At 69.5% G+C, this 24,743-nt stretch carries 23 protein-coding genes and 1 pseudogene; 3 read left to right on the forward strand and 21 right to left on the reverse strand.

Annotated features, from left to right (window positions below; genetic code table 11):
- Window positions 1–178 precede the first annotated feature (178 nt).
- From ACFQ4H_RS19385 to ACFQ4H_RS19405, 5 genes are all read right to left on the reverse strand, one after another.
- On the reverse strand, window positions 179–1,981 hold the full coding sequence (locus ACFQ4H_RS19385; RefSeq protein ID WP_377572405.1) for a hypothetical protein: 1,803 nt from the start codon (window positions 1,979–1,981) through the stop codon (window positions 179–181).
- 21 nt (window positions 1,982–2,002) lie between these two features.
- Window positions 2,003–3,271, reverse strand: a complete 1,269-nt coding sequence (locus tag ACFQ4H_RS19390) for an AAA family ATPase (protein ID WP_377572406.1) — start codon at window positions 3,269–3,271, stop codon at window positions 2,003–2,005.
- 365 nt (window positions 3,272–3,636) lie between these two features.
- On the reverse strand, window positions 3,637–3,903 hold the full coding sequence (locus ACFQ4H_RS19395) for a hypothetical protein (protein ID WP_377572407.1): 267 nt from the start codon (window positions 3,901–3,903) through the stop codon (window positions 3,637–3,639).
- Window positions 3,904–4,030: 127 nt separating this feature from the next.
- On the reverse strand, window positions 4,031–4,681 hold the full coding sequence (locus ACFQ4H_RS19400; protein WP_377572408.1) for a hypothetical protein: 651 nt from the start codon (window positions 4,679–4,681) through the stop codon (window positions 4,031–4,033).
- A 439-nt stretch (window positions 4,682–5,120) separates the two neighbouring features.
- Entirely contained in the window at window positions 5,121–5,576 is a 456-nt protein-coding gene (locus tag ACFQ4H_RS19405) for a DUF4262 domain-containing protein (protein ID WP_377572409.1), read from the reverse strand.
- A 274-nt stretch (window positions 5,577–5,850) separates the two neighbouring features.
- On the opposite strand from ACFQ4H_RS19405, the gene ACFQ4H_RS19410 reads away from it, so the two are divergent.
- Window positions 5,851–6,411 (forward strand): hypothetical protein, encoded by a 561-nt coding sequence (locus ACFQ4H_RS19410; RefSeq protein WP_377572410.1) that lies wholly within the window; start codon window positions 5,851–5,853, stop codon window positions 6,409–6,411.
- A 96-nt stretch (window positions 6,412–6,507) separates the two neighbouring features.
- Here ACFQ4H_RS19410 and ACFQ4H_RS19415 read toward each other — a convergent pair.
- From ACFQ4H_RS19415 to ACFQ4H_RS19450, 8 genes and pseudogenes are all read right to left on the reverse strand, one after another.
- Window positions 6,508–6,777, reverse strand: a pseudogene (locus tag ACFQ4H_RS19415) (DUF6262 family protein); the annotation flags it as partial.
- Complete coding sequence (locus ACFQ4H_RS19420; protein ID WP_377572411.1) at window positions 6,774–9,077, reverse strand: tyrosine-type recombinase/integrase; 2,304 nt, start codon at window positions 9,075–9,077, stop codon at window positions 6,774–6,776. The gene ACFQ4H_RS19420 and the pseudogene ACFQ4H_RS19415, both read right to left, overlap by 4 nt.
- The gene (locus ACFQ4H_RS19425) at window positions 9,074–10,273 is read right to left on the reverse strand and encodes a tyrosine-type recombinase/integrase (RefSeq protein ID WP_377572412.1); all 1,200 of its coding nucleotides are present in this window, start codon (window positions 10,271–10,273) and stop codon (window positions 9,074–9,076) included. Before ACFQ4H_RS19425 ends, ACFQ4H_RS19420 begins: the two co-directional genes overlap by 4 nt.
- A 95-nt stretch (window positions 10,274–10,368) precedes the next feature.
- Window positions 10,369–11,292 carry a hypothetical protein gene (locus ACFQ4H_RS19430; RefSeq protein WP_377572413.1) on the reverse strand — a complete coding sequence of 308 codons (924 nt, stop codon included), beginning with the start codon at window positions 11,290–11,292 and terminating at the stop codon, window positions 10,369–10,371.
- A gap of 75 nt (window positions 11,293–11,367) precedes the next feature.
- On the reverse strand, window positions 11,368–11,718 hold the full coding sequence (locus ACFQ4H_RS19435; RefSeq protein ID WP_377572414.1) for a hypothetical protein: 351 nt from the start codon (window positions 11,716–11,718) through the stop codon (window positions 11,368–11,370).
- 142 nt (window positions 11,719–11,860) lie between these two features.
- Entirely contained in the window at window positions 11,861–12,385 is a 525-nt protein-coding gene (locus ACFQ4H_RS19440) for a hypothetical protein (protein WP_377572415.1), read from the reverse strand.
- 242 nt (window positions 12,386–12,627) lie between these two features.
- Complete coding sequence (locus ACFQ4H_RS19445; RefSeq protein WP_377572416.1) at window positions 12,628–13,746, reverse strand: DNA methyltransferase family protein; 1,119 nt, start codon at window positions 13,744–13,746, stop codon at window positions 12,628–12,630.
- Window positions 13,743–14,561 carry a hypothetical protein gene (locus tag ACFQ4H_RS19450; RefSeq protein WP_377572417.1) on the reverse strand — a complete coding sequence of 273 codons (819 nt, stop codon included), beginning with the start codon at window positions 14,559–14,561 and terminating at the stop codon, window positions 13,743–13,745. The genes ACFQ4H_RS19445 and ACFQ4H_RS19450 overlap by 4 nt, the downstream gene beginning before the upstream one ends.
- Window positions 14,562–14,672: 111 nt before the next feature.
- Between ACFQ4H_RS19450 and ACFQ4H_RS19455 the strand changes: the two genes are divergently transcribed.
- Together ACFQ4H_RS19455 and ACFQ4H_RS19460 are read left to right on the forward strand one after the other, a co-directional pair.
- Complete coding sequence (locus tag ACFQ4H_RS19455) at window positions 14,673–14,810, forward strand: hypothetical protein (protein ID WP_377572418.1); 138 nt, start codon at window positions 14,673–14,675, stop codon at window positions 14,808–14,810.
- A gap of 289 nt (window positions 14,811–15,099) precedes the next feature.
- On the forward strand, window positions 15,100–17,139 hold the full coding sequence (locus tag ACFQ4H_RS19460; protein ID WP_377572419.1) for a hypothetical protein: 2,040 nt from the start codon (window positions 15,100–15,102) through the stop codon (window positions 17,137–17,139).
- Window positions 17,140–17,212: 73 nt separating this feature from the next.
- Here the strand turns inward: ACFQ4H_RS19460 and ACFQ4H_RS19465 are convergent, their stop codons facing one another.
- The 8 genes from ACFQ4H_RS19465 to ACFQ4H_RS19500 form a co-directional block, all read right to left on the reverse strand.
- Entirely contained in the window at window positions 17,213–17,662 is a 450-nt protein-coding gene (locus tag ACFQ4H_RS19465) for a hypothetical protein (RefSeq protein ID WP_377572420.1), read from the reverse strand.
- A gap of 344 nt (window positions 17,663–18,006) precedes the next feature.
- On the reverse strand, window positions 18,007–19,185 hold the full coding sequence (locus ACFQ4H_RS19470; RefSeq protein ID WP_377572421.1) for a hypothetical protein: 1,179 nt from the start codon (window positions 19,183–19,185) through the stop codon (window positions 18,007–18,009).
- 395 nt (window positions 19,186–19,580) lie between these two features.
- Window positions 19,581–20,183: a DUF262 domain-containing protein gene (locus tag ACFQ4H_RS19475; RefSeq protein WP_377572422.1), complete on the reverse strand. Its 603-nt coding sequence runs from the start codon at window positions 20,181–20,183 to the stop codon at window positions 19,581–19,583.
- Window positions 20,184–20,562: 379 nt separating this feature from the next.
- Window positions 20,563–21,651, reverse strand: coding sequence for a M23 family metallopeptidase (locus ACFQ4H_RS19480; protein ID WP_377572423.1), 1,089 nt, complete (start codon window positions 21,649–21,651; stop codon window positions 20,563–20,565).
- 135 nt (window positions 21,652–21,786) lie between these two features.
- A complete protein-coding gene (locus ACFQ4H_RS19485) occupies window positions 21,787–22,308 on the reverse strand; it encodes a hypothetical protein (RefSeq protein WP_377572424.1) in 522 nt (173 codons plus the stop codon).
- A gap of 124 nt (window positions 22,309–22,432) precedes the next feature.
- Window positions 22,433–23,170, reverse strand: a complete 738-nt coding sequence (locus tag ACFQ4H_RS19490; protein ID WP_377572425.1) for a diguanylate cyclase domain-containing protein — start codon at window positions 23,168–23,170, stop codon at window positions 22,433–22,435.
- A gap of 97 nt (window positions 23,171–23,267) precedes the next feature.
- On the reverse strand, window positions 23,268–24,209 hold the full coding sequence (locus tag ACFQ4H_RS19495; protein WP_377572426.1) for a hypothetical protein: 942 nt from the start codon (window positions 24,207–24,209) through the stop codon (window positions 23,268–23,270).
- Between the two features lie 176 nt (window positions 24,210–24,385).
- Window positions 24,386–24,736, reverse strand: a complete 351-nt coding sequence (locus ACFQ4H_RS19500) for a histone-like nucleoid-structuring protein Lsr2 (protein ID WP_377572427.1) — start codon at window positions 24,734–24,736, stop codon at window positions 24,386–24,388.
- Window positions 24,737–24,743 lie beyond the last annotated feature (7 nt).

Genomic DNA, 24,743 nt, shown 5'->3' on the forward strand with positions numbered 1-24,743 from the left:
GTGATGATGTTGCGGGAGTCGATGTCAGTCAGTGTGATGACGGGACGCCTGTCGCTGCTCCTTTTCCAGATGTCGATGTCGAGGTGCTCAGGGGCAATAGCCCGCAGCGTTCCGTGGGGACGGTTGGCGCCGCCCTGCCCGCATATGGCGGTGTGGACGGTGCCGTCCCTGGTGTTGTTCAGGTGTTGCGTAATGCGGTGGCGGCGGCGCGGGCGATGATGCGTCCGGCGTCGGCAGGGTTGCCGAGGACGGTGGTGTGGGCGCCGCTCAGCGGCCGGGAGTCGGGCGGGCCGAGCCAGAGCAGTCCGCAACCGGCGCGGATCAGTCGGTCCAGACGTTTCTGACCGTCGGTGATCTCGGTGGCGGTGAACTCGCCGTCGCTGACCACGACGAGCAGCCGTGCGCCGCCGCGTGGGTCGGCCAGGCTGAGGGCGGCGTCGAGAGCGTCCACCGCGAGGGGGAAGCCCTGCGTGTTGCCCTCCTTGTCGAACAGTCGGACCTTTTCCGGTGGCTGGCCGGGGCGGGTCACGGCGGTGACGTACTGGCCGAAGGTGACGGTGGCGCTGGTGCCGCCGGCCCAGGCGGTGGCCTGGGCGGTGATCCACGTCGCTGAGGCGATCGGTCCGGCGAACGCCTTCACTGAGGGGGAGACGTCGGCGACGATGCCGACGTGGATCGGCGGCTGGGGTACGCGGCGGCGTTCGGTACGCCGCCACGGCTCGGAGGTGGGGATTTGGCCGGCGGCGCGTTGAGCGTCGGCGGCGAGCGCGGCGCGGGTGACGAGCCGGCCGGGTGGGGTCACCGAGGTGGTGACTGTGTCGGTCGGTTCCCGGTAGGCGGCCTCCCGCAGGGCCCGGGCGAGCTGCCGTGCGGCGGCACGCTCGTCGTCGCTGGGCTGCCGGGTCCGAGGCCTGGGGGGTTGCTTGCGGACCAGCGGGTTCCCGTTGGTGCTCGCACCACCTCCGCCACCCGTACTTGCGTCGGTGTCGAACACCGCGTTGGCCGCGTCCTGGGACCGTTTCTGCTGGTCGGCCTCTGCCTTGCGTTGTTGGGCTCGCTGCTGGGCGCGGGCGGCGGCAGCAGCGGCGGCCTGGGCGGCTTCGGCGTCGTGGATGGCCACGGCACCGATCACGGAGGTGGCCGCGTTGCGCAGGGCACCCCCGCCTGCGGGGCTGCCGCCGCTGCCCTGCCCCGTACCTGCCTGTCCCGTGCTGTCCTGCCCGGCCTGGCCAGGTTGCGGTGCGGGTGGCGGGGTGTCGGGGTCGACGCCGAGGGCGTCGCACCAGCGTCGGCCGAGGGCGAGCATGGCGTCGGTGTCGTCGTCGGGCACCTGGTGCGCGTCGCGCCAGATGCTGGTGAGGGTGTTGAGCAGGGCGGGGCGCAGGATCCGGGCGACCGTGCGGCGCAGCTGTTCGGCCTCGTCGGGGTCGATGACACCGGCGTCGACCCGGCCGAGGACGAGCCCAGCGCTGGCGGCGGCGGCCCACGGGTCGTCGGTGGTGGGGATGTCGTCGAGCAGGATCCTGGTGACCGCGGCGCGCAGCCAGCGGCGGTCGCCGGGCCTGCGGCGTAGCTGGGCGGCTTCGATGCGGGACTCCTCCAGCAGCGCGGCGGCCTCGGCCACCCGGGCGGGTCCGGACCCGAACTCCCAGCGGGTGTGCTGGGAGTGAGCGGCCTCGTGCACCAGCAGTCCCCACGTCACGGGGTACTTCTCTCGTGCGTCGGGGTCGTGTGGGTCCACGGAGCGGGGGTCGATGCCGAGGTACTTGCCGTCGATTTCGATGGTGGCGCGTTCGCGGATGAAGCAGGCGGGCGCGCCGCCGCCGGCGCCGGGTTCGATGACGACGAGCAGGTCCTCGCGGCCGGCGATCGGTGGGATGTGTGCGCTGAGCGCGGCCGACATGCCGAGCCAGGCGCGTGCGCCCGGCAGCGGGGTGGGTGTGGCGTCGGGGTCGGGGTTGAGGTGTTTCGACAGCGACATGGGTTGCCTCGTTTCCGGGAGTTACAGCTGGTTGCCGAGGGCGAGGGGCAGGATTTTGGCCAGGCCGAAGGCTTGGCAGACGGCCTTGTGCACCACCTCGCGGTCCTCGACCGGGGCGAGACCGATCAGGTTGGCGATGGCGGTGTCGACCCCGAGCACGTCGGTGATCCGCTTGAAGGCGAGCAGTTCCCGCAGTTGGGGGGCCCAGCCGATCTCGCCGCTGTCGTACTGGGTGGCGAGGTTGCGGGCGGCGCGGACCATCCGGGATTCGACGCCGAGCGCGGCGGCCAGGTTGTAGTCGGAGGACACCTTCACCTGGGTGGAGAACCTGCTGGAGAGGGCTTCGGTCAGCACGGCGCCGTGCACGCCCGGGTTGTGGCCGGCGACGATGTAGAAGCCGGGGGAGGCGGTGACGACCCGTCCGGCGGCGGCTTTGAGGATGATTTGCCGGCGTCCGTCCATGGCCGGGTAGACCACGGCGAGGACCTTCGGCTGAATCAGGGTGGCGTCGTCGATGAACAGGACCCCGCCGGCTTCCATCGCCCGGGGTAGTGGGCCGGGCACGAACTCGTAGCCGCCGCTGTCGGTGGGCACGTAGTCCCCGACGATGTCGCCGACCGTGGTGTCGCCGTCGCCGGGCACCGTGTACAGGTCGGTGCCGAACGCGGCCTCGATCAACGAGGTCTTGCCGGTGCCGGGTGGCCCGTACAGCAGCACGGGGACGTCGGCGGCGCGCAGGTCTCGCAGCACGTCGACGTCTGGGCGTTTGGCCAGCAGCCGCGGGTGGTACAGCTGCCCGTTCGGGCGCCGCACCGGCCCCGTGGTCGGCTTCTTCGGCGCGCGGGTCGTGGATTTGGCCGGTGGCAGAGTCGAGGCTGCCGGGCTGTTCGACGATGCTGGGCGTGGAGCGGGGGCCGCCGGCCGGGCGGCGGGCACGGGTCGACCGGCGGCGGACTGGAGCGCGGGCGGTATCGGCGTCGGGTGTGCCCGGTGCTCGGCCAGACCGGCTGAGGTGATGCGGTACTGCTTGGGTGAACCGGGCAGCAGTTCGGCGTGGCCGCGTTCGGCGATCCGGTCGCAGGCCTGGCCGATCGCGCCGGAGGACCGGCCGACGAGGATTCCGGCGATGTCGCTGACGTCCATGGCGACACCAGTGAGGGCTAGGACGGCGAGGACCTGGTTCTGTAGTTCGCCGGCACGCAGCCTCGGCAGCCCGCTGACCGCGTTGATCCCGCTGCCGCCGGCCGCGCCGTTGGGCGTGGCGGGCGTGCCCGCCGGTGGTGTCGTCATCTCCGGTCCCCTGACGCGTCGAACTGTGCAGCGGGGACACGACTACCGCCACCTGGTTCGGTGATCAAGTCGCCGTCGGGGCTGGTGTGCGTTGGTGCGGGTGAAGAGTCCATCTGTTGTTCCTCCTGGGAAATGGGCAGGAGGTGGCCACGCCTGTGGCGCGGCCACCTCCCGGTCGGGAATGGGGTTGGTGCCGCGCCGAACCACCGTCAAAGGGCGGGGCGGACAACTGGTGGCGGTGCCGAAAGCGGGCGTCGGTCAGCTACGGATGACGCTGTGGGAGCGGGCGGAGTTGATGCCGCTCGCCGGAGTGTCCGGATGTCGAGCAGAGCCGGGAATGGGTGGCGTGGATGGCCGGTCAGGCTTTACGCGGTTTGCCACATCCAGCGGCTGCCGGTGCCGTTGAGGCCGTCACGCGTGCCGCGCGATACGACCTCACCACGTTCGTTGACGACTTCGACGCGCCAGATCACCGACAGCGTTCGGTACTCGCGCCGCACGTGGTGTTGTACTGCGGTGAGGTCAAGGAACCGGGTGCCGACACCAGCGGGTACCTCGCTGATCGGGTGAACGCTCGGGCCTCCCTCCAGGTATCGATGTCCGCGTACAGACACAGCGACGATCCTGAACATCTCGTCCCTTCTTCGATGTGGAGAATCCGTTGCAGGCTGGGATCGTATGGGCTGCTCGGCCGTGGGCGGTCCGCAGCAGGGATGAAGCCGGCCGTGAGCGCGGCGGCCTCGGCGGTGACCTGGAGGGCTAATACGGCCACTCCTCCCACATCCAGGTACCGGCGCCCACGGCGAACATGTCGTCGTCGTCCGCCGAGATGACCTCCTGGACGCCCTCGTCATGCAGGAGGAGCACCTCGCCACCCTCAAGTAGCTGGCCAGGAAGAGAACCAGGGTGCTCACCGCCGCGGTGCCACTCTTGCTTCAGGTCAGCTATCAGCTGGGCGGCCACGTCGCGGGTGAACCGGGGCCGGACCCACCCGTTCCAGTCCCGGGGCTCGATCTGGCAGGGGTAGGGTCCGCCGTCGGCGCTGGCGATCCGGACCACGCCGGGACGCCACAGCGACGGGTCGGCGGTGTGCGTGCCGCCGGGGGCGAGTTGCCGTGCGGCACCGTTGGTGACCGCCATGGCGAGGAGCCTGGCGACCGCGCGGTAGGAACGCTCGATCGCGGTGACGCTGTCTGCGACGACGCCGTGGAGGTAGTCCGGGGTCCGGCTGATGGCGTAGCGCAGGTTGCTGTCGGTGATGCGGATGACCTGCTCGATCAGGACCGCGCACAGCCGGGCGGCCTGCGTGTCGGTCGTGGCGACGCGCGGATCCGTGAGGAGAGAGGTTTCGTCGAGGTCGTAGCCGAACTGCGTGGCCACCCGCACCAGCGGGCTTTGTGACGGAGGCATGGCTTTCTCCAGTTGAGAGGTTGCGATGCCCGCGAATGCGGGCCCGCCCAGCGGTGGACGGGCCCGCGGTCGGGGCAGCGGATGCGAAAAGGTGGCACCGGATTGACCTGGGAATCTCGGCGCGGGGTTCTGCCGGAGTTCGCAGCGGCGTGCCCGCCGGTTGGCGGCCGACCCGGGAGCGCGCCGGCACGGCTGGTCACCGGAGTCGACGTGTCGGGGCCCGGGGCTACTGAGTCGCCGGAGGTAGGTGATGTGGCTCGGGTCGACGAGGACGCGGAAGCTGCGGCGGAGAGGAGCGTTGAAGGCGGTGGTCGCTGCGACGGTGATGAGCGCGGCCACGGGCGGGGACCGCGAATTGCTGCGCAATGCACTCCCGTTGACGGTGGCACCAATTCCCAGCGCCGAGTCATTGACTGCCTACGTGATTCCGAGGATTGAGTTACGGGCGTCCCAGCAGCGGTTGCACGTACGCGGGGTACTCGTACCCGTCATCCCACGGGAAGCGGCCGTGCTGGTCCGGCCACACGATCTGCTGCAGGCGCACGCGTTCCTCGCCGTATCGGGCGTAGGCCGTGCCGGGATGCAGCGCCTCGGTGGCGGGCCCCTCGACGATGACCGCGTCGTAGCCGACGAGCAAATCGTTGACCTGTTGACCGTGGATGAGCCGCTGCGCGCCGTCGTGGACGCGTCGGGCCATGTCGTTCAGGAGTGTGTGAGCGATGTAGGGATGCAGTCCGGCGATGACCAGTTCGGGGAAGTCGTGCTGGGTCAGGCCGACTGTGTAGGCGAACGGGGAGCCGCTTTCCCCCTGGGTGGGCAGTACAGCGGTCACCGCCCACCCGAATTCGTCGATGTGCCTCTGCTGGTTTTGAAGGACCTCTTCGACGGATGGCATGGGGTTTCCTTTCCTTTGTGGTCAGCGGGCGAGGATGGAGACGGCATCGCCGAGGAGCAGCGGGGCGCCGTCTGGTCCTTTGATGTGCCGGTGGATCCAGATGCGATACCGCTGGCCGTCAGCGTTATGGAGGTGACGCCAGTGGCCTTTGACTTATCTGTAGGTTTTCGATCTTGAACGGTTTCTTTGCAGGTCAGGCACATCGCGTACGCGTCCGCGACGAGGGACTTCGTCGTGGTGCTGGTCGGACTGGCGCTGGTGTAGAACGGCTGCCATGAACGACGACAAGACGCCTGAGGGGTACTACCGCAGTTTCCTCGCCTGGGAGTCGGGCGATAGGGATCTGCTTGCCGTGCGCCCGTTGGTCGCTGAGATGATCGGTGCGGGTGTTGTCGCCGCTGACTCTTCAGATGCGTACTGGGCGGGCGGCGGCAACCAGCGGGGCCTGGGACGTTCGTGGCGACGCGGTCAAGGTCGATGTGAAGCTTGCGTGGGTGCACCGGGCGGGCTGCCGCCGCCGGCAAGGACGCGGCAGTACGACCCGGAGCAGGTTCACGAGATCGCGCTCGTGCTCCTCGAACCCGAGCTCGAGATCGACCACGAGTACTTGCCCGATGGTGCGGTCACCTTCGCTGTCACGGGTCGCCCGCGAGCGGTGTTCCGCGTTCCGGTGGTCACGATGAACCGGGTGATGCGTCAGGACGGCAGGTCACGAGGCCGGTGGCTGGTGAATCTCGTCGACATCGCTTCGTGCATCGTGCGTGGGTCCGTGCTGGAGGTTGAGGGCGCGGATCCGCTCGCGCAGGAGGAGGATTTCACCGGTAGCGATGGCTAGCTGGCGGCGCAGGTTGTCGACGTCGTCTCGGTGGGCGCGTTTGGCGGCCTGCAGCTGCGTGGTGAGGACTCTGATGACGGTGCCCTCGCTGCTGTCGCTGTTGGCGTGCGATGGCTGGCCGACGGGCCGTGGGCTTGCCGCGTGGCGCGCGTGCTCGATGCGGGAACGCACGGTTTCGTTGCCGTAGAGGAAGTCCAGCGACAGTCCGCTTTCGCGGTGCACGGCGCGGAAGGTGATCGGCTGCCGGTCACGCAGCATGCGCCGGATGGTTTTCTCGGCGTGCTGCTGGGCGCGTTGGGTGCGGGCTTTGGCGGCGGCCGTGAGCCGGTCGACGCGCTGCTGGCGGTCGGGTGATGTCCCAGTCATGGGCGCGGCTTGCGCGTGATCTCGATCGGCACCGGTGCTGCTGGCGCGACGCGGGCGCTGACGCCGCCGCCTTGGAGGCTGTGTTGGTCTTCGGGGAGTTGGCCGAGACGCTCGATGATGCGTTCGAGTGCGGTGATTTCTTGGAGGCGCTCGCGGAGCCAGACGTTGGATTCGGCCATCGGCCGGCCGGTTCGCTGCTCGTGCTGGCGCTGCCGGTGCGCGATGAGCGTCCGGGTCCGCTCCAGGGTCTCCTGGTGCACCTCGGTGAAGGACCGGTCGGTGGCGAACATCCCGCAGGTGTAGCAGGCGTTGCCCTTGTCGCACTGGCGGGCCGGTGGCAGCAGGCACAGCCCGTTGGGCAGGACCCGGTCGGTGCCGCGGTCCAGTTGCAGCAGGTCATACATGGTGGTGCGGTCCATCGGCACCTCCTGGCCGTCCGCGCCGATCTTGACCAGGCTCAGGAACGCCTGTTCGGCGGTCTCGTCGCGGATGGCCACGTAGTGCATCGACATGGTCGGGGTGGTGTGGCCGAGGAAGCGTTGCAGCACGTACACGGGGACGCCGGCGTTGGCGAAGTTGGTGGCCACGGTGTGGCGGAACTGGTGGGTGCGGGTCAGCGGCAACGGCTGGTCGCGCTCGTCGTGGATGCGGGCCGCGTCGACGAACTGGCCCAGCGCCTCGTAGTAGTGGCCGGGGCGGTAGGGCCGGTTGCCGTGGCGGTTCTGCCGGGGTGCGACGAACAGGTAGCGCGGCTGCCGCACGGGGCTGCCCTGCTCGGTCAGGAAGCGCCGCACCCAGTCCTGTTGCGCGTGGACGAGATCGACGCACTCCTGGTCCACGACGATCCGGTCGGCGCTGCCATCGATCTTCGTCTGCTGGTAGCGCAGCCACGCGACCCCGCCCACCGGCCGGCCGCCGGTGTCGGCGTCGTCCGGCCCCGGGACCGGGGTGAGCAGTGGCAGGAGCGGATCGAAGTCCATCAGGGCGAGTTCGCTCATCCGCCGCCCGGTCTTGATCTGCAGCAGCAGCATGCGATACGCCTGTTCCTGTCCCAGCCCGGCGACCGTGAAATGCTGGCCGCGATGGGTGTAGGTGAACGTTTCGCACTCTGGCAGCGCGAGGACGGTGGCGCGGGACAGGATCGTCGCGATCTCCGCGTCACGGTATGCCTTCTCGCCGGAGGTGATCTGGGCCCGTTTGCGGGCGACCTCACCACGGCGGGCGCACATGCGCCGAAACGCCGACGTATGTTCGGCCCCGACTCGACCCCACGCGTCGACGCCCGTGAAACGGCGGAGCTCGGCGGCGTTGTCGGCCGCGAACTCGAACAGCTGCGCCACATCGTTGAGCACGGCGTTGGCGCCCGGGGCCCCGACGATGCGGGCGCGGCGCACGCCCCGGCCGACCGGGTCGCGGCAGAAGACCGCGAAGTCACGGGCGATGCCGTTGAGACTGGCTCGGTCGGCGGTCAGTAGGTCGACGTCGATGCCCCGCTCGGTCAGGAACACCACGAGCTTGCAAATGGAGTTGTGGCGCCCGACCGCGGTGCTGATGCGGATCAGGTCCCGGGTGATCCCGTCGGCCAACCACAGCCGGGTCGCCTCGCGCAGCCACGGTTGCTTGATCCGCAGCATGTTGACTTTCGACATCCACGGCTCGTGTGGGCGGCGCGGGATGCGGGGGTCCATGTCGGCATCCCAGATCTCGGCCTGCCACCAATGCTCGGTGGCGTAGTGCAGCCAGACCATGCGTTGCAGCCGGGCCAGGAACTGCACGATCTGGTTCAGGCTGCTCTTCTCGGCGGTGCCAGAGCGGCGCCGCCCCGGATTGGTCCAGCCTTCGTGCTCGCGGCGATGCACGATCGCGTGCGCCCACTGTTGCGGCGTCAGGTCGACCAACGACGCCAAGCCGTACTGTCGGTGAGCCCAGCTGACCGCTGCGACGGTGCCGTTGAACACCATGCGGCTGACCACGCCACCGCCAGCGCAGACGGTGCTCAGCGTCCAGGCCAGTTCCTGACGCGCGCCGTGCGGCAGTGTCGGCCAGGTGTCCTCGGCGCGGCTGGTGCCGCCGACGTCGAGTTTGACCAGGCCGCTGCTGGCGGGCCAGCCGGCCGGGATTTCCCACCATCGAGAATCGGTGCCGGCGGCGAGCTTGTCGCGCTTGGCCGGGTCCGCGTGCGCCGGCCGGTGCCGCATCTCGTCTTCCACCCACTGGGCGAACCGGGGCAGCGGCGGCAGGTCACACGCCGGTGGCAGCGTGACGGCGGCCGGGTGCAGCGGCCGGACGGTGGCGCTCACGGCGCGACCGGCGCGGCGTCCCAGCCACCGACGAAGGACTGCCACCCGGCCAGCGCCCGCAGCGCCGCGTCCTCGGTCACCCACCCGTAGGTGTTGATGGTGGTCTGCACGTCGGCGTGGCCCATCCGCTGCTGGACCAGCGGCAGCGGTGCCCCGGACATCAGCAACGCGGTGGCGTGCGTGTGGCGCAGCCAGTGCGGCGTGAAGCCGGCCGGGATGCGATTGCCCAGCCGGCGCTTGACGCGCCGCACGGTGTCGTAGACGGTCTCTGGGCGCATCGCGGCGAACAGCGGTTCCCGGTCCACGTTGACGAACAGCCACCATTGGCCCAGGTTGTCCACCGCCTCGGCGCCGCCGCGGTCGCAGACGTCCCACAGATAGTCCCCGTGCAGGGCCTCCAGCCGGTCCGAGACGTAGATGCGGCGGGAACGCCACCCCTTCACCCGCTGCTGATGCGGATGCTCCCGCGGCGTCACCAGCACGTACGGCGTGTCGCCCCGGCCAGCCACGAAGTCGTCATGGAACAGACACAACGCCTCGCCCAGCCGCACGCCCGTCTCCGCCAGCAGCGCGAACAGCAACCGGTTGCGCACCGATCCCCGCCACACGAGAGCGGCGGCATCCCACCAGGCGCAGGCATCCAGGATCGCCTGGACCTGGACGGGGGTCAGCACCGGAGGCCGGTCCCGGCGTCGCCCGCGCAACCGGAACACCGGCGCGCGCTGCGGACGTCGGGAGGATAGGTGGTGCAGCATGCCCTTGTAGGGCTGGCCCGCGCCGATCCGCCTGCGGGCGGTGCGATGCAGCACCAGCGCTGGGCCCAAACCTTCCTCGGCCATGAACTCGTAGAAGGCGACCACCGCCGCCATCCGCAGCCCTACGGTAGCTTCGCCGTGCGTCGGCTCACGCCCGCCGGCCAGGTCGACAACGTCCGGTGTGGTGCCGAAGCGCAGCCAGTGCACGAAGCGCGCCAGGTCGTCGCGGCCGATCCGATCCCACTGCTGACCGGTCTGCCGCAGGAAGACCTCTAAGCACCCCAGCGAGGTGGCGTAGGCCCGCACCGTGTTGGGCGCCGACAGGACCCGGTGGTGCGCAAGGAACCGCTCGTACGCCTCGTGCGGCAGCCCATCGGCTCCCAGCACCGTCCAGGTCACGCCGCCGCCCGGTAGCAGCACCCGCTGCCCGAATGTGCTCACGCCAGGACAACTGTCACGGATAACTTCCAGATATGGCCGTACGCGACAGATCGCGGATGCCCTCAAGGATCGCTGTCACCCGTCGTCGCGGAGCCTCAAGATTCCCTTACGGATAATTTCACGAAGAACCGGACCCGGTAGTGCCATTTCGCTTCACCGTCGTTGTGGTCGGTGACGGTTTTGCGGCGGCGCAGCATGACGACGCGGGTCTGGTGGACGACCTTGTCTCGATTTGCGCGGCGGCGGGCGGCGCGGTCGAGGGGCGGGGCGGCGACTGTCGCGAGGGGTTGGGCCTGGATGACCCAGAACGCGTAGGCGATGGCGGCGACCGTGTCGACCCGGACGGTTGATTCGTCGATGCAGAACCGTCCGTCCGGGGCCGGTTCCCACTCGATGTCCTCGTCGTCGAAGACACCAAGGTCTGGACGGGGTTCGACGGGTCTGCCCACGGGAAGCCGGGCTGATGAGGTCAGCACGTACGGGCCGAAGTCCGCCGCGAGTCGTGTGTACTGCGTGTATTGGGAGCGTAGGCGGGCGGCGGAGGGGTCGAGCGGGTCGTTGCGGTCCGCCCAGCCGATGATCCACCAGTCGGAGTTCCCGGTGTCGATGTTGTGCATCCTGGCCCTGGTCACCGCGCCGATCGACGTGACCTGGCCGTGCGGTCCACGGTGATAGATCGGTTCGGGCAGGAAGAGCACCCCGCTGTCGCTGGGGGCGATGTCGTCAGGGATGACGTCACCGGTCAGGTCGAGTGCATCGGCGGCGGCGGCCACGATCGCGCTCATCTCGGGGGCCAGCACGTAGGGATCGCCGAGTTGCCACGGCTGGTGGGCGAGCTTGTCTATCGCCGCGAGCACTTTTGGTGTTGTCGTTGCGACGGTTTCCTCGAACGCGGCGTCGAGGTACGCCTCCAGGTACTGCCGGGCGAAGCGCGTGCGGCTGTAGTCGACCATGCGTGACTTGAGGTGTACGGCGGCGCGGGCGTAGCCGGCCAGGGTTGTCTCTGCGTAGAAGCTCAAGGTGCCTCCAAAGGGTTTGTCGAACCGGGGGAGGGCCTCCGCCGGTGGTTGATCACTTCGGGATCGGCTGGCCGTTCAGGCCGCGAGACGGAGGGCGGCCATGGGCTGCCGGCGAGGCAGTGGTACCGGCGCGGGGGGTGCCGGTACGGGTCGGGTGGGGCGGAACCAGCCGACGAACCTCTGCGCGACGGCGGTGACGCGTGCGCGTCCGGGCGTGAACCGGTGCGGGCGGGTCGCGACCTGCTGTGCCCGCTGCGCGTCGCGCAGCGGCGGGCAGGGGTACGACTCGTGGACGCAGCGCAGGTTGGCGCACCGGCCCGGATGGTGCGGGTCGGGTTGGTGATCGGCGGCGACCCGGACGGCCATGCGCCAGAGCATCGGGTCGGTGACGGTCTCGGGCACGCGGTCGGAGGTGGTGAGCGGCATCGGGATGGATCCTTTCGACGACCGGATCGGGGTGGGGGCACCACCGCTTGGCCGTCTCGGTCGGGGCCTGGGAGCCGACCTCCTCGCCGTCCGGTCCGCGCGATGGTGACCGCACCGATCGACGCTCGACTCTGCGCAGAGATCAAGTCGTCCAGGGGTTGTCGGCGGGCTTCGCGCGTCCCCACGCGACTCCCGGCCCGGCCCAGGTCTCGCGGTGCCTGTCGGCGTCTCGGCGGATGAGGAAACAGTCGGGCACAGCGGGGTCGTCGTGCCGGTAGTCGGCCAGACGGGTGTCGTAGTGCGCGGGATGGCCACAGTGGGCGCAGCGCAGCGGCACCTCCCTGTCCAGGTGCTGGCCGTTCTCACTCGCCGTGCTGGTGTGGTCGTGAGTGCTGAAGGTGCAGCGGCCGTAGGTGCAGAAGGCTCGGCCGGGCATCCTCAGCCGCCGGCTGACCTCGTCCTGTACGGCGACGGCGAGGTCGAGGTCCGCCTGGGCGCCGTGTTGGGGTACGCCGGCGTCTTCGAGGTAGTCGTTCGCGTCGAGGTAGCGGTGCAGGTCGGCGAAGCTGCCGACACCGGGTGGCACCATCCCCTCGCTGATGTCTCCGTTGATTTCGGTCATGATGTGGTCGGCGTAGCCGGCCACACGCGGGTCGGTGGACTGCATGGGGATCACTCCTGGGCTGGTCGGGGATGTTTCGGCGCGCTGCCGTCGTGACACCGGTTCGGATGCCTGCGGTGATGCGGGTCGCGGCGATCAGGCGTGGGGCTCGCTCGTCCCCGGGGGACGAGCGAGCCGTTCGTCAACCCGGTGTCCGGGGTAGCCCGCTGCTTGCGGGATAGGTGCGGCTCGGACGCGACGGCGACCGATGTTGATCACGTTGCCGGGCTTGTCCGGCGTGAAGCCGTTCAGCTGCTACGGCCGGGCCGTGCGGGTGCCGTGGTCGCCGCCTGGTCTGCTGGCCACGCGAAGTCGGACAACGGAAAGGCGGCACCGGGCAGGTCCACCAGGTGTGGGTGCAGCCGGCCGTACTCGGCGCGGCTGATCTTGCCGATGAGCAGCGAGTCGCCCACCGCGATCCGTGGGGTGACCCAGGCGGGGACGGCGGCCAGGCGCAGCGGACGCGGAAGCAGCCCGGCACCCGTGAGCAGGTGTCCGAGGTAGACGGTCATCCGCAGTCGGGCGACCGCAGCGGTCAGCGGGTCGATGTCGACGCCGTCGACACTGGCGAGGATCCGCCGGATCGCCTCGCCGGGCGGGAGAGCGGGTCCGTCGGCGATCGGTGGCTGATCGACCGATCGGGAGTCCATGCGGCCGGTGGTGTACCACTGCCAGAGGTAGTCGACCGCGCGGATCAGGTAGTGGCCGGTGCCGGCGGTCGGGTCGATCAGCCGCAGTACTGGCTCGTCTCGGAAGGTGTCGGCGGCTGGGGGGAGGGTGCGGTCGAGGATGAAGTCGGCGACGTAGTGAGGTGTCTGCACCAGGGCGTGTCGGGCCCGCCGCTGCGGGGACAGGATCTGCAGTAGATCGCCGATGACCCAGCCGCTGATCGACGGCGGATAGCCGTCCTGGTCGGGCCAGGCCAACGACGGCGCCTGCGTGGCCCACCACGTGATCAGGTTGTCGCAGGCGGTGGCGCTGGGAGCGCCGGCCCACAGCATCGGGTTGTACTCCGGGTGCAGAAGCCACTGGGTGGACGGGTGCCGGGTGAGGGCTTCGAAGGCGCGGCCGAGCCACAGCGGCGCGCTCGCCGCGTTGCGCACCATCCCGGGCGGGGCGGTGCGCAGCAGCGGCTCGACGAGTTGGTGGTCCTCGGCCCAGACGGCGACGCAGGACATGTAGAGCCAGGCGGCGGCCACCTGTTCCCGCCGTTCACGCTCGGCCGTCAGGCCGAGGCCGCTGGGAGGGTCTTTGAGCGTGACCGTGGCGACCAAGGCGTCAACCTGTCGTTGCAGGGCGCGGCGGAAGTCCCGGTCGTCGGCGGGGTTGGGAGTGCCTGACCGTCGCCGGTTGCGGCGGGCGGTCACGGCTGCTCCTCGGCCAGGGTCGCGTTGGTCCAGCGCCACTGGTAGGCGCCGATGGCGTAGCAGCCATTCGCGTCCGGCGATACCCGGTCCATCTCGCGGATGATCCAAGTTCCGGCACGGCGGTCCTGCTCCCACTCGACCACCACCACGTCGTCGTCGAACCGCAGCATGGGATGTTCGCCGGGCATGTCCCCGGCCTGTAGGCGCTTGAGGTTGTCGGCCATGCGGCGCACCGCGCCGCGCGGAAAGCGGCACAGCACACCGCCGTCGAGCGTGGTGTGACCGTTGGCGACCATGGCACGGTAGGTGCCGCCGCCGACGGTTTCGGAGGTGACGTTCGCCGTTTTCCAGGTCGACATGGGCGCGATGACGTCGCCCCGGCTGACCGACAGCAGGTAGTGGTCGTTGGTTTCGTCGCTGGCGGGGTCGGGACACAGGCCAAACCAGTGCACGGTGTGGTCGCGGGCGAAGCGCAGCAGGTCGAGCAGGGTGCGGTGCCCGTCGAGGTAGGTAGCCCGCAGCGGCAGGAACCCGTGCTCGCCATCGCTGGGGGTCGGATTGCCGGTGGCACCCGTGGCGGTGTGCGTCCAGGTTTCGGCCCGTGCCCGGTGCTCGGTGCCGTCGCGGTCGTACCAGATGGGGACGCCGTTGGAGGACAGCCAGGCGCCGTCGGGTTCACGGGACCAGATCAGTGCGGGTACGTCTGGCCAGCCGGCACGGTACTGCTGGCGTGTCTTGCGGTGCTGGGGTGTGGCGGCGGCGTGTTCGGCCAGCGGGAGGATCTCCTCCACCCGCCACCAGAGTCGACGCGTCATGTCGTTTGGCTCCTTACATGCGAAAGGCCACCCGGGCGTCTCGCGCGTGGCACGGGCCGGGTGGCCGTCGGTGAGAGAGGACTGGGGTGCGGTCCACCGTCGATCGGCGCAGTGGGTGAGTTACTGCCCTGGGCGGCGGGGCCGGCGGCGCCCCGGCGGCAGCGGGTTGCCGCAGGCGACGTGCTGCGCCCGAGCCGCCGGGTCGTCACCGCCGCCGGCCTCGTGGCGTCCGGCCAGTGCGGCCGGTAGTGCGGTGGTCGCCGGATCGCCGATCAGTGGCGGCCGGTCGAGTCGCGCGAGGGGGATGCTGTGCCGGCCGAGGTCTCGTGGGTGGCTATGACGGAGATGGGTGGCCCCACCAGGAGGGCCATAACTGGCCCCACCTCCGTCGAACGGTGGGCGGACGTCGTCACTATCGGTGGTCGCACCTGCGGTTGCTCTCGTACACGTGAGCACTGTCGGCGGCATGAGAGGTCGTCACTGAGCAGCGATGGCCGACTCGCCGAAAGTGTCGGTGGGTCTGGGCATAGTGCCGCACATGTTCAGCGGAATTCGCGATGTCGACTGGGCCTCGATGCATCATGCCTACGGTTCAGCCGAAGAGGTGCCGGCGCTTCTGGAAGCACTGCGCTCTCCGGATGCCAAGGAACGGGGCCTGGCACTGAGCGACTTCTACGGCAAGGTTCACCACCAGGGTGACGTCTACGCCAGCACGACGGCGAGCCTGCCATTCCTGCTTGAGCTTGCCGTTGATCCGGGCACACCAGACCGTGACAGGATCGTCGCGCTGCTGGTCAGCATCGGCGAAGAGGCGGTCGGACGATGCGAGATCGACTACGTCAACGCGGACTATGTAGGCGCTGCGGCGTTCCTGCGGGCACACGGGCAGGCGTTCGTTGACCTTGCAGGGGATGCTGCCTGCCGGGTGCGCCAGGCTGCCATTCCCGGCCTTGGCCTGCTCCTCGACGACGTCAGCCGGGCCTTCGGCCTGCTTCAAGACCGGTCGGCGATGGAATTCTGCTTGCTCGAACGCGTTCTGGTGACGCAGACGACGGTCACGTTGGCCCAACGACTCCCGGTGATCATTCCGGCCGCGAGAGCGTGGCTCGCCGGCCTGGCTGCGGACCCGGCCAATGAACCAGAGTTCCGGCTCGCTGCGTTGATCCACCAGGCCCGATGCGCTCCGGATGCGATCAGCGACGATCTCGTACCAGCCGTAATCGGGCTGTTGCGCGAGATCGCCGACGCCGCACCGCCGGAGCAGCCGTGGCCAGAGCCACCGCCCGTCGCGCCGCCAGCCGAGGATGTGCCGCCGTTCGTCGCCGCCGCGTTCGAGGATCTGGACCGCATCAACCGGCGGCACGCACTGACCACGGATCTGTTGCGAACGCTGCACGCACTGCTGAATGCACGGGTTCCGCAGCGCACCGACCTGCTGGTCGAGCAATTGAGCAGTCCTGATCCCGGCGTCCGGCTGGACGCGATCCGGATGGCAGACGATCTCGTCGGAGCCTGGCGTGGTGACCACAGCGCCCTGATCCGGCTGGTCGCCGCCCAACTCGGCGGATCCAACCTGGAAGTCGCCGCTGAAGCGGCAATGCTGCTGGAGAAGCACTACGCAATCGCAGAGCCAGCCCGGGAAACCATGGCCGGCCTACTCACCGGCCATGGGCCGGACGGGTGGACCACTCCGCGACGGCATTTGCGCCGGCTGCACCAGAAGACGGCGGTGGCTTTGGCTCGGCTCGGGGACGTACGGGCACTCCCCAGCCTGCTGATGGCGCTGGACAGCGACGTCGACGCCTGGCTCGCCGTTCCGGCGGCGGGAGCGCTGCCGCAGGCCGCAGATCAGTTGGTGCCCCGCCTGTGTGACCGGCTGACCAGCGCCGACCTGTCCAAGGAGTGGCCGTCCAACCCACGTGGCATCCTGTCCGCGCTAGCCAAGCTCGGCGACCCCAGTGCACTGCCGACAATCACCGAGAAACTCGCCGCCGCCGCCGAGCGGCAGAACTGGGACGTGGTGAAAGCCGCTCTGACGGCGCTACGGGCGTTCGGTCCGGCGGCGGCACCCGCGCTCGCCGAGATCAGGTCGTTGGTCGCTGTCGACGATACGTGGACCAGGTCCGAGGCTGTCAGCACGCTCTGGGCGGTCAGCGGCGACCGCGACGAGGTCCTGCCGCTCTCTCTTGCGCTGCTCGACACCTTCGCGCTTCGGGAGGCCGCCGAGGTACTCGGCCAGATCGGTCCGCCAGCCGCGGCTGCGCTTCCCCGCCTGCGCGAACTATTGACGGACAGCTACGAGTGGAATCGCGTGCACGCCGCCGCAGCGATCTGGAACATCGATGGCGAGCCGGAAACCCCAGTCGTGCTGAGCACCCTGCTTCAGGCATGGCGGCAGAACCCAGCGACGGGCAACCATGTCGCGGCCTGCCTGAAACGGATGGGCTCGGCCGCTGCACCGGCATTGCCACATATCCGCGCCGAGCTCGGCCGCCCCACGCGGGGCGGCCGATTCGGAAGTATCGGCAACGACCAGGAGATGCTGCGTGATCTCGCCGAGGTACTGCTCATCGATTGACACCAGCAGCCCAGCAGAATTCAGCCGCAGCACCGAGCCGTGACCATTTTTCACTCGACGGTTTCGCGTCATCCTAACTCCGCGTAATCGCAGAATTGTCGATACGCAGGAGTGTGCTCTTCTCGACATGAGTGCACGTTGGTTGAACGGCAGCGCAGCCTACTTGAAGTAGCCACGGCACGTGACTCACCCGATCATGCTGGGACCCGTTATAGCCGTCCTGGTGGGGCCAGCCGCGTCCGTTACGGTCACGCAGGTCCTCGGCGAGTAGGTCGCACATAGCGGCGTGCGCTTCGGCGTCGGCGCGGAACTTCGTCGGCGGCCGGCCGACGAGCCGGTCGCGGAGTTGCTGCGCGGCGTCGTTCAGCAGGCGCTGGATCCGGCCTGTCGCGACGTGGCGGGCGGCTGCGGCGATCCAGTTCGCGACGTGTTCGGGCTGCTCGATCGTGGCCTCGGTCAGCCGGTCGGTTGCGAGGCGGTAGCCGGCGGCGCCGGCTGCTCGCCGTAGGATGGTGTCGTCCACGAGGCGGTCACCGCCTCGTGCGGGCCAGGTACCACGGCGGTGCTGGCCGGATTCGGGTTCGGGATCATGCGGGTTCTCCTGCGCGACGGTGCGCGCTGTTCGGACACGAACGCCCCGGCCGGGGGTGGATCCCGCTGACACGGACCGGCACAACGGCCGGTGGCAGCAGGTGCCCCGGCCGGGGCGGTCGCGTCAGATGAAACGGGCGGATGAAGCCGTCGCGGCTACGACGGCAGGTGGTGCAGGGGGAGAGCCGCGGCGGCGACCTTGTGCGGGGACGGCACGGTGACGTGCGGATCCGCCGCCCAGCTGCCAGCCGGTCGAGTTGTAGTTCTCGGGGGACTTCAGTGCGGCGGGTTGGTTACCGGACCGGGGTGCTGTGCCACCCAGAGCCGGGTGAGGGACCGCAGGCGGTCGATCTGCGCGGCGCGCCGACCGAGTAGCGCGTCGAGGCGAGGCCCCCGTGCCTGGAGGACACCAGTCATATCGATGAGAGGAATCCGGTCGTCGTGCTTGGCGGCGAGGACCTGGTTGACGTCCCGCAAGCTCTGCTCGAGGGTCGGAACCAGTCCGGTGATGGACCTCTCGGTGCTACGGAGTTCGTTGATCGCGTCCCACAGCTCCGAGGCCACGGTCGGCTGGCTGGTGTCCGCGAAGACGGCGTCGGTGAGTGCCTGCGGGTCGATCTGCTGACCGCAGTACTTGAGGACAAGTTCGGTTTCGATCACGATCTGCTCCCTGTCGAGAGTTGGGGGGATTGGCCGTGCCGCGCCGCTGGGCAGGGGGCACGGACATCGGGAATGGGGCTGTTCAGCGGCCATGGACCCTGGCGAGAAACGACCAGCCCATAACAGTCCAGATCTCCCAGACGATGCCGTCGGCCGGTGCCTCGAACTGAACGAGCACTTTCGCGAGTGCGCCCGGTCGCGGGCGTCGGCGGGCGCGGACACGGATTTGATCATGAGGATGTGGCCGTCTGGGTCGGTGAGGCGCACGAGGGTGTCGCCGCGCCCGGCGGCGTGGTGCGCGCGCACCGTCAGGTCGTACTCCTCGACCAGACACCGCAGGAACTCGTCGACCGTGACTGGTTGGCCGCGCCGCCGGCAGCAGGCGGCGAGCTCGGCCAACCGTTCACGTCCGAATCGGCTGCCCCGCACCGACCGGTACACCAGCGGCTGCCGGCCGTCGGTTTCCGCGATCCCGACGAGTGTGTCGTCGAGCCGGAGTATCGCGGCCAGCGCGTCGGCGAGGCCGACGTGCGGCACCGCGATCGCGGTGACCGCGAGGCGGGTGTGCGGCACCCGTAGCCCACTGTGCGGCAGCATCACCAGTGCGGGCTGCTCGCCTGCGGTCGGCGGCCGGCCGATGATCCGGTCGCAGTCGGCGGGGTCGACGACGGTCCAGGGCCAGCGCCAGCCGTTGACCATGTACTGGCCGTGCTCGTCCGGGGCGATGCGGGAGATGCCGTCCTCGCCATAGGTGGCCTGTTCGGCGACGACGATCTCGTCGCCGTCCCAGGACATCGGTGATACGCCTCGTCAACGGCGACGAGGGCGTCGTCGCTCAGCCCGGTTTCCCGCAGCCGGTGCCGTTGCGCGTCGCGAAGGCGGTCCTGCTCGGCGACGATGCCGGCGGCGACCTCGCGGGTGCAGCGCAAGACCGCCCAGCCGTTGCAGCGGTCGATGAGAGTGCCGACGAAGCCGACGGGGATGCGCTGCTCCTGGTCCTGCTCGCGGGTTTCCCAGGCCCAGCTGCGGGCGAACACCGCAGTGTCGCCGAGCCGGATGTGGTCGGGATGCAGGTGTCGCAGGTCGGTGGAGCTGTTGGACGACCCGGGCGCGGTGCCGGCAGAACGGCTCGCCGTGTTGTCGGTGGACATGCTCGCGATTTCTCCTTTGTTGGTGGTGTCGTGGCTGCACTACCGGGTGGGGCCGCTGCACGGCGGGTATGCCCGCGTGTCGGCGATGCGTGCGGCACGGTCGAGGTCGGCGTCGGTGTGGGGTGTCCCGGCGCCGTTGATGAGCAGGTAGATGGCGGCCTCGTCGGCGACGGTGTCGACCCGTGCCCGCACGCAGGGCAGGTCCATCAGCCGCGCGACGCGGTGGGGCGAGCGCAGGCCGGTGACGCGGACATAGGGGCCGTCGTCGGTGTCCTGTGCGGTGCGGACCCAGTCGGCGGGCAGCCATGAGGAGGGGATGGCCAGGTCGCCGTCCTGCCAGGCAAGGGCGGTTTCGAGGCGCTGCCGGCCGTCCACTACGGCGTAGGTGACGTGGGCGTCGCAACCGTTGTCCCGCCAGGCCGCGCCGTAGCGCTCGTTGAGTACGACGGCGGGAATGGGTACGCCCTGCAACCAGGACCGCATGAGGTCGACGCGCTGGTCGTCGGTCCAGCGACGGCCACGCTGGTACGGCGTGTCGAGGGCCATCTCGCCACGCCGGATCCGGTTCGTGTACTCGTCGATGGACCAGAAGGCGAAGCTGGTCGGGAGTGGCGTCAGTGGCGCTTGGGTTTGACGTGTCACGCTGCTCCTTCCTAGTGATGGCATGAGGGAAAGGTGGGATTGAGCGGGTCCACTCGCGGCAGGTATTGGGAGACGGCGGCACGTGCGGTATTCCTCCGCGGTGTCCTGGCAGGACCGTGGACCAGTGGCGAGACCAATTTCTGATGTGCGGCCACGTGGATCTACTCGACTTCCCGAGGGGTCAAGATGTGCATTTCCTGGTCAGCGGGCCAAAACACTTCCCCGACCCGTGACCAGTCCTTTCCACACGTGGCGCAGGACCATGTCTGCCCGATATCCGGTGCGCCGTAGTGGGCGACACGTTCGAGTGTTCCCGCCCTTCGGCAGTCGTGTTCCGTATGACTGGCGCAGGCGTGTGGTCGATGTTTTCCATCGTTTCTCACATCCTTCTTGTTCGAAGCGGGGCGCCCTGCGCGGCCATGAAGGGCACCGGGTCGATCGCGCCGGCCTCGCTGGCGTCGCCGCGTACGTGCACCTCGAAGTGCAGGTGCGGGCCGCTGGAGTGGCCGGTGGAGCCGACGACGCCGATGGGTTGTCCGACGGCGACCTGCTGGCCGACCGTCACCATCGGAGGTTGGTCCATGTGGCAGTAGCGCGTCAGAAGCCCGCCGGGGTGGTCGATGTCGACGTACCAGCCGCACCCGCGGGTGAGGACGGGATGGCCGTCACGGTCACATCCCCACGACGCGCCGGTGCTGGCGTAGACGGCGTTGCAGCGGACGGTACGGACGGTGCCGGCGGACGCGGCGCGGATCATCGTGCCGCGCGGGGCGCTGAGGTCGACGCCGTCGTGACCCGGCCGGTCGCTGCTGCGGAATCCGGACCCGACCGGGGCGAGCACGGGCTGGGTCCACGGGCCGACCGCCCCACAGCCGGCCAGGCCACCCGCCGGTAGACCAGCGGTCTCGGCGATGGCCGCGACGAGCTCCGTTGCCGGGCCCTCCCACTTGGCGTAGGCGTCGGGGTAGGCGCTGATTTGCACGGCCTGCGCGGCTTCGGTCAACGGCATGGTCTGCCAGCCGCTGATCGTGAGCAGCTTGGCGTAGAACTTGCCGGCCGCGTAGACCGGATCCTGGAGCTGCGCCGGGGTGCCCCAGCCCTGGCTGGGGCGCTGCTGGAACAGCCCGACGGAGTCCCGGTCGCCGCCGGGCAGGTTCCGCAGCGTGCTTTCCTGCATCGCGGTGGCGACCGCGATGACCCAGCCACGGGCCGGTACCCCGAGCTGGGCGCCGGTGGTGACGATCGCTGCCGCGTTGGCGACCTGCTCACCGTCCCACTTGCCGATCGCCGGCCAGATGCTGGGCATACTCGGCAGGCTGGCGGCGGTAGAACTCGCTGACGGGAGGTAGACCGGTAGGCAGGCCCCGGCGGCGGTACCGCCGCTGAGCAGGCCACCCAGCCCACCCGCGCAGAGCACGAACACGGCGACGACGGCGATGATGAGCGACACCAGGGAGCGGACCTTCATGGATACCTCCAGGGCTTGCCAACGCGGCAGTGCCCGATGTCTGGGCGCGGGTGGGCGAAAGTGACGCCGGTTTACCGAACGGGCGGAGACCGCCATGGCAGATTCCTCAGCACTCGTCGGCAGGGTGGGCGCGAGTTACTGGTCGGTGTCGCCGGGCGGTGGGGTTGAACAGGTGGCGTCGGGGTCGAACGCCGCAGGGGTGGCTCGGTCGCGCTGGCGAGCGTCCCAGTCGATGCTTGCCGGCAGTTCGGCGGTGCGCAGCGCAGTTTCGATGGCCGCCTCGGCGGCGTCGAAGGCGTCATCCTCGGTGACGGCGGTGACCTCGATGGACACCGGTAGGCTGACCCGGACCTCCCAGTAGCGGGCCAGCAACGGCAGCTCAAGTGCGTCGAGTACCTCGTTGGCGTGCGTGATGTCGAGATGACCTTCGATGACCAGCTTGGTGATCTGTTCCTGGAAGCGGTGCCGCAGCCATCGCAGTGGCACCGCCGCCTCCGCGTTCGGCTCTACCCCGGTCGGGATGTGTGCGGCCAGTTGGCCAACGGCATGTGTCAGCCAGGCTGGGGGCGGCGGCACGGGAGAGAAGGCGTTCCCGCTGTTCCGGATCGTCTGTTCCAAGGGCTCGGTTGGCTGATCGGGCTGTGGGTTGTCGCTCATCACGGGTTCCTTACGTTCTTGAAATGACGTGTGGGTCGGGAAATTGCGTGAGGCCTGGTGTGCCGGGCTCGGGGAGCCCGGCACGAAGCTTGGGTCCTTCGCCAGGTGGAGCGCTGATGTACGGTTAGCGGCCGTGTAGTGGCGGCCAGTCGCGGGGACGGCCGCTGACGGGGCTGTGACCCATGTGCTCGGCGTAGCCGTGCACCACGCCGCCGTTGGCCTTGGCCCAGTACATGGCGATGTCGGCGTGGTGCAGCAGGGATTCGGGGTTACGGCCGGCTTGGTCGGTGGTCGTGTAGCCGACGCTGGCCATGATGTCGATCTGCCTGCCGTCGAGGGCGAACGGGACCTGGCTGATCTCCGACCAGGCCCGGTTGGCGACCGCAGTCGTTCTGGCGAGACCGCCCTGCACGATCAGGGCGAATTCGTCACCGGAGAGCCGGGCGGCGAACACGTCGGACTTCCCCAGACCGCGGAGGCGCTTGGCTACCTGGGACAGCAGGGTGTTGCCTGCCCGATGCCCGAGCCGGTCGTTGATTAACTTGAACCGGACGAGGTCGAGGACGATGACGCCGACCTCGCCGTGGGTCTTCACCGTGCGCGTCAGCCATTCGACCGCCGCCCGCCGGTTGGGCAGGCCGGTGGTGTCGTCCTCGGTCGCCTGCCGGTGGTACCTGTCGCGTTCGGCCCGCAGGGTCTCGACCAGGCCGTGTGCGTTCAGGACAACGCGGTCCAGCTTCCGCAGCCGGGTACGAGCGCGGGTCAGCAGGGTCCACAGACGTAGCGCCCACAGGCCGGCGACAGCCAGCCCGGCGAGGAGCCCGCCCGCGGCGGTGAGGAGGGAGTTCGCTGTTTGAGACACTGGTTGTCGCTCCTTGTCTGTGAAGGAGCACCGGGGGCAGGCGTGAGCGCGCCAACGTCAAACGCCCGCCCCCGGGCTGCCAGGGGTGAAGGCGCCGTCATTCGGCCTGGTAGGTGGCGACCTTGGTGTCGATTTGCTTGACGGTGCCGGCGATGGCGAGCTTGAACAGGGCGTTCGTAACTGCTCCCGCGCTGGCCTTGTTGACGTGGGCGCCGTCGTGGGTCTGGTTGAGCAGCTTGCAGATCTCCGCGACCTTGTAGGCGGTGCCCGGGTTGCGTCGCAGCAGCGCCAGCACCTCGTCGCGGAGTTCCCCCTTGCGGCGTCGGGGCTGGGCCGGCTTCCGACGGCCGTCGCCCTCCTGCGTGCTGGTTCCAGGTTCCTCGGCCAGCGGCGGTGTCTGGTGCTCGGCTACCGCCGTCGAGTCGGTCTCCAACTCGCCGACACGGTCGTCGGCGCGCGGATCGCCGGACGGCTGGTCCTGCGTGGTCCCGCTGTTCGACGCCTTTGGATGGGAAATTGGCGCCAGCTCGGGCGTCGGTTTCGGGTCGAACTCGGCCTGCGGCGCGTGCTCGGCCGTCCAGACTGGGCCTGCCGCTTCCGCCGGCGTTGGGCTGGCCTGGCCGGTTTCCGCCGTCGAGTCGCCGGTCTGCTGGTCGGTAGGCGGTTGGCCCTCGGCAGGTGCTTCGGTGTCGGGCTCCGGTTTCGCCTCCGGGCGACGGTTGGCTGGCTGCTGCGACTCGCCTTCGGTCCGGTCGTCGTCATTCGCCGAGGCAGCGGATGACGCCTGCATGCTGGCGCTGCCGGCAGCGACTGACGCGGCTGCCGCTTTGCCGGTTTCGGTCAACTGCCACAGCGTCGTGCGTTGCTCGGTGCGGATTCGCTCGGCGTGGCCCGTGCTTTCCAGCTCTCGCAGCTTCGGGGTGGTCGTGGGGTAGGCGATGCCGATGGACTGGCCGATGTGTGCGGCGGTGGCCGGGCCGATTTCGGCGAGCGCGGTGAGCACCCGCTCCAGGGTGGATGGATTCCTGGTGTCGGTCATGCGACGGTTCCTTTCTCCCCTGCTATCGGGGGGTGAGGACGAGGCGTGCACTTATGCACGCTTCGAAGCGGGGCGCGATCAAGTCGTTTGGGTGGACTTCCGCCTATGCGGGCCGCGATATCCAGGGCGGTCGTTATGTGACCTGGTGTCGCGGCCCGCGTACGCGCTACGTCGGGCTAGTGGGCGCCGTTGTAGGCGTCGCGGACGGCTGCGGGGATCGCCCCTCGGGTTCTGGGCTCGGGCAGGTTGTGCTCCTGCCAGTGCGTGGCCCACCACTGCCGGATACCGGCGTTGAGAGCGTGGCGCTCCGTGTTGGTGTCGTGCCCGGCCTGCTTTCTCACCGTCGACTTCGGCAGGCGGCGGGCGGCAGCGATGAAGGGCTGGAACGCGGCGGCCATCCGGTCGAAGTTGGGGCGGGACAGGTCGATCTCGTACAGGGCGCCGTTGAAGGCGAACTGGTAGGTGTCAACGTCTTCGGTGGATCCGTCGAAGTCGTCGTAGACGACGCTGATCGTTCTGGTGGCCATCGGGCCG

Source organism: Micromonospora sonneratiae, assembly GCF_042679305.1.
In the GTDB taxonomy this organism is placed as follows: domain Bacteria; phylum Actinomycetota; class Actinomycetes; order Mycobacteriales; family Micromonosporaceae; genus Micromonospora_H; species Micromonospora_H sonneratiae.

What these genes read in the sequence shown, in the direction of transcription:
- ACFQ4H_RS19390 (WP_377572406.1), bottom strand. Translation starts at nt 3,271, where the DNA reads ATGACGACACCACCGGCGGGCACGCCCGCCACGCCCAACGGCGCGGCC.
- ACFQ4H_RS19440 (WP_377572415.1), bottom strand. Translation starts at nt 12,385, where the DNA reads ATGCAGTCCACCGACCCGCGTGTGGCCGGCTACGCCGACCACATCATG.
- ACFQ4H_RS19395 (WP_377572407.1), bottom strand. Translation starts at nt 3,903, where the DNA reads ATGTTCAGGATCGTCGCTGTGTCTGTACGCGGACATCGATACCTGGAG.
- ACFQ4H_RS19405 (WP_377572409.1), bottom strand. Translation starts at nt 5,576, where the DNA reads ATGCCATCCGTCGAAGAGGTCCTTCAAAACCAGCAGAGGCACATCGAC.
- ACFQ4H_RS19435 (WP_377572414.1), bottom strand. Translation starts at nt 11,718, where the DNA reads ATGCCGCTCACCACCTCCGACCGCGTGCCCGAGACCGTCACCGACCCG.
- ACFQ4H_RS19450 (WP_377572417.1), bottom strand. Translation starts at nt 14,561, where the DNA reads ATGACGCGTCGACTCTGGTGGCGGGTGGAGGAGATCCTCCCGCTGGCC.
- ACFQ4H_RS19460 (WP_377572419.1), top strand. Translation starts at nt 15,100, where the DNA reads ATGTTCAGCGGAATTCGCGATGTCGACTGGGCCTCGATGCATCATGCC.
- ACFQ4H_RS19500 (WP_377572427.1), bottom strand. Translation starts at nt 24,736, where the DNA reads ATGGCCACCAGAACGATCAGCGTCGTCTACGACGACTTCGACGGATCC.
- ACFQ4H_RS19470 (WP_377572421.1), bottom strand. Translation starts at nt 19,185, where the DNA reads ATGTCCTGGGACGGCGACGAGATCGTCGTCGCCGAACAGGCCACCTAT.
- ACFQ4H_RS19385 (WP_377572405.1), bottom strand. Translation starts at nt 1,981, where the DNA reads ATGTCGCTGTCGAAACACCTCAACCCCGACCCCGACGCCACACCCACC.
- ACFQ4H_RS19485 (WP_377572424.1), bottom strand. Translation starts at nt 22,308, where the DNA reads ATGAGCGACAACCCACAGCCCGATCAGCCAACCGAGCCCTTGGAACAG.
- ACFQ4H_RS19400 (WP_377572408.1), bottom strand. Translation starts at nt 4,681, where the DNA reads ATGCCTCCGTCACAAAGCCCGCTGGTGCGGGTGGCCACGCAGTTCGGC.
- ACFQ4H_RS19410 (WP_377572410.1), top strand. Translation starts at nt 5,851, where the DNA reads ATGAACGACGACAAGACGCCTGAGGGGTACTACCGCAGTTTCCTCGCC.
- ACFQ4H_RS19495 (WP_377572426.1), bottom strand. Translation starts at nt 24,209, where the DNA reads ATGACCGACACCAGGAATCCATCCACCCTGGAGCGGGTGCTCACCGCG.
- ACFQ4H_RS19480 (WP_377572423.1), bottom strand. Translation starts at nt 21,651, where the DNA reads ATGAAGGTCCGCTCCCTGGTGTCGCTCATCATCGCCGTCGTCGCCGTG.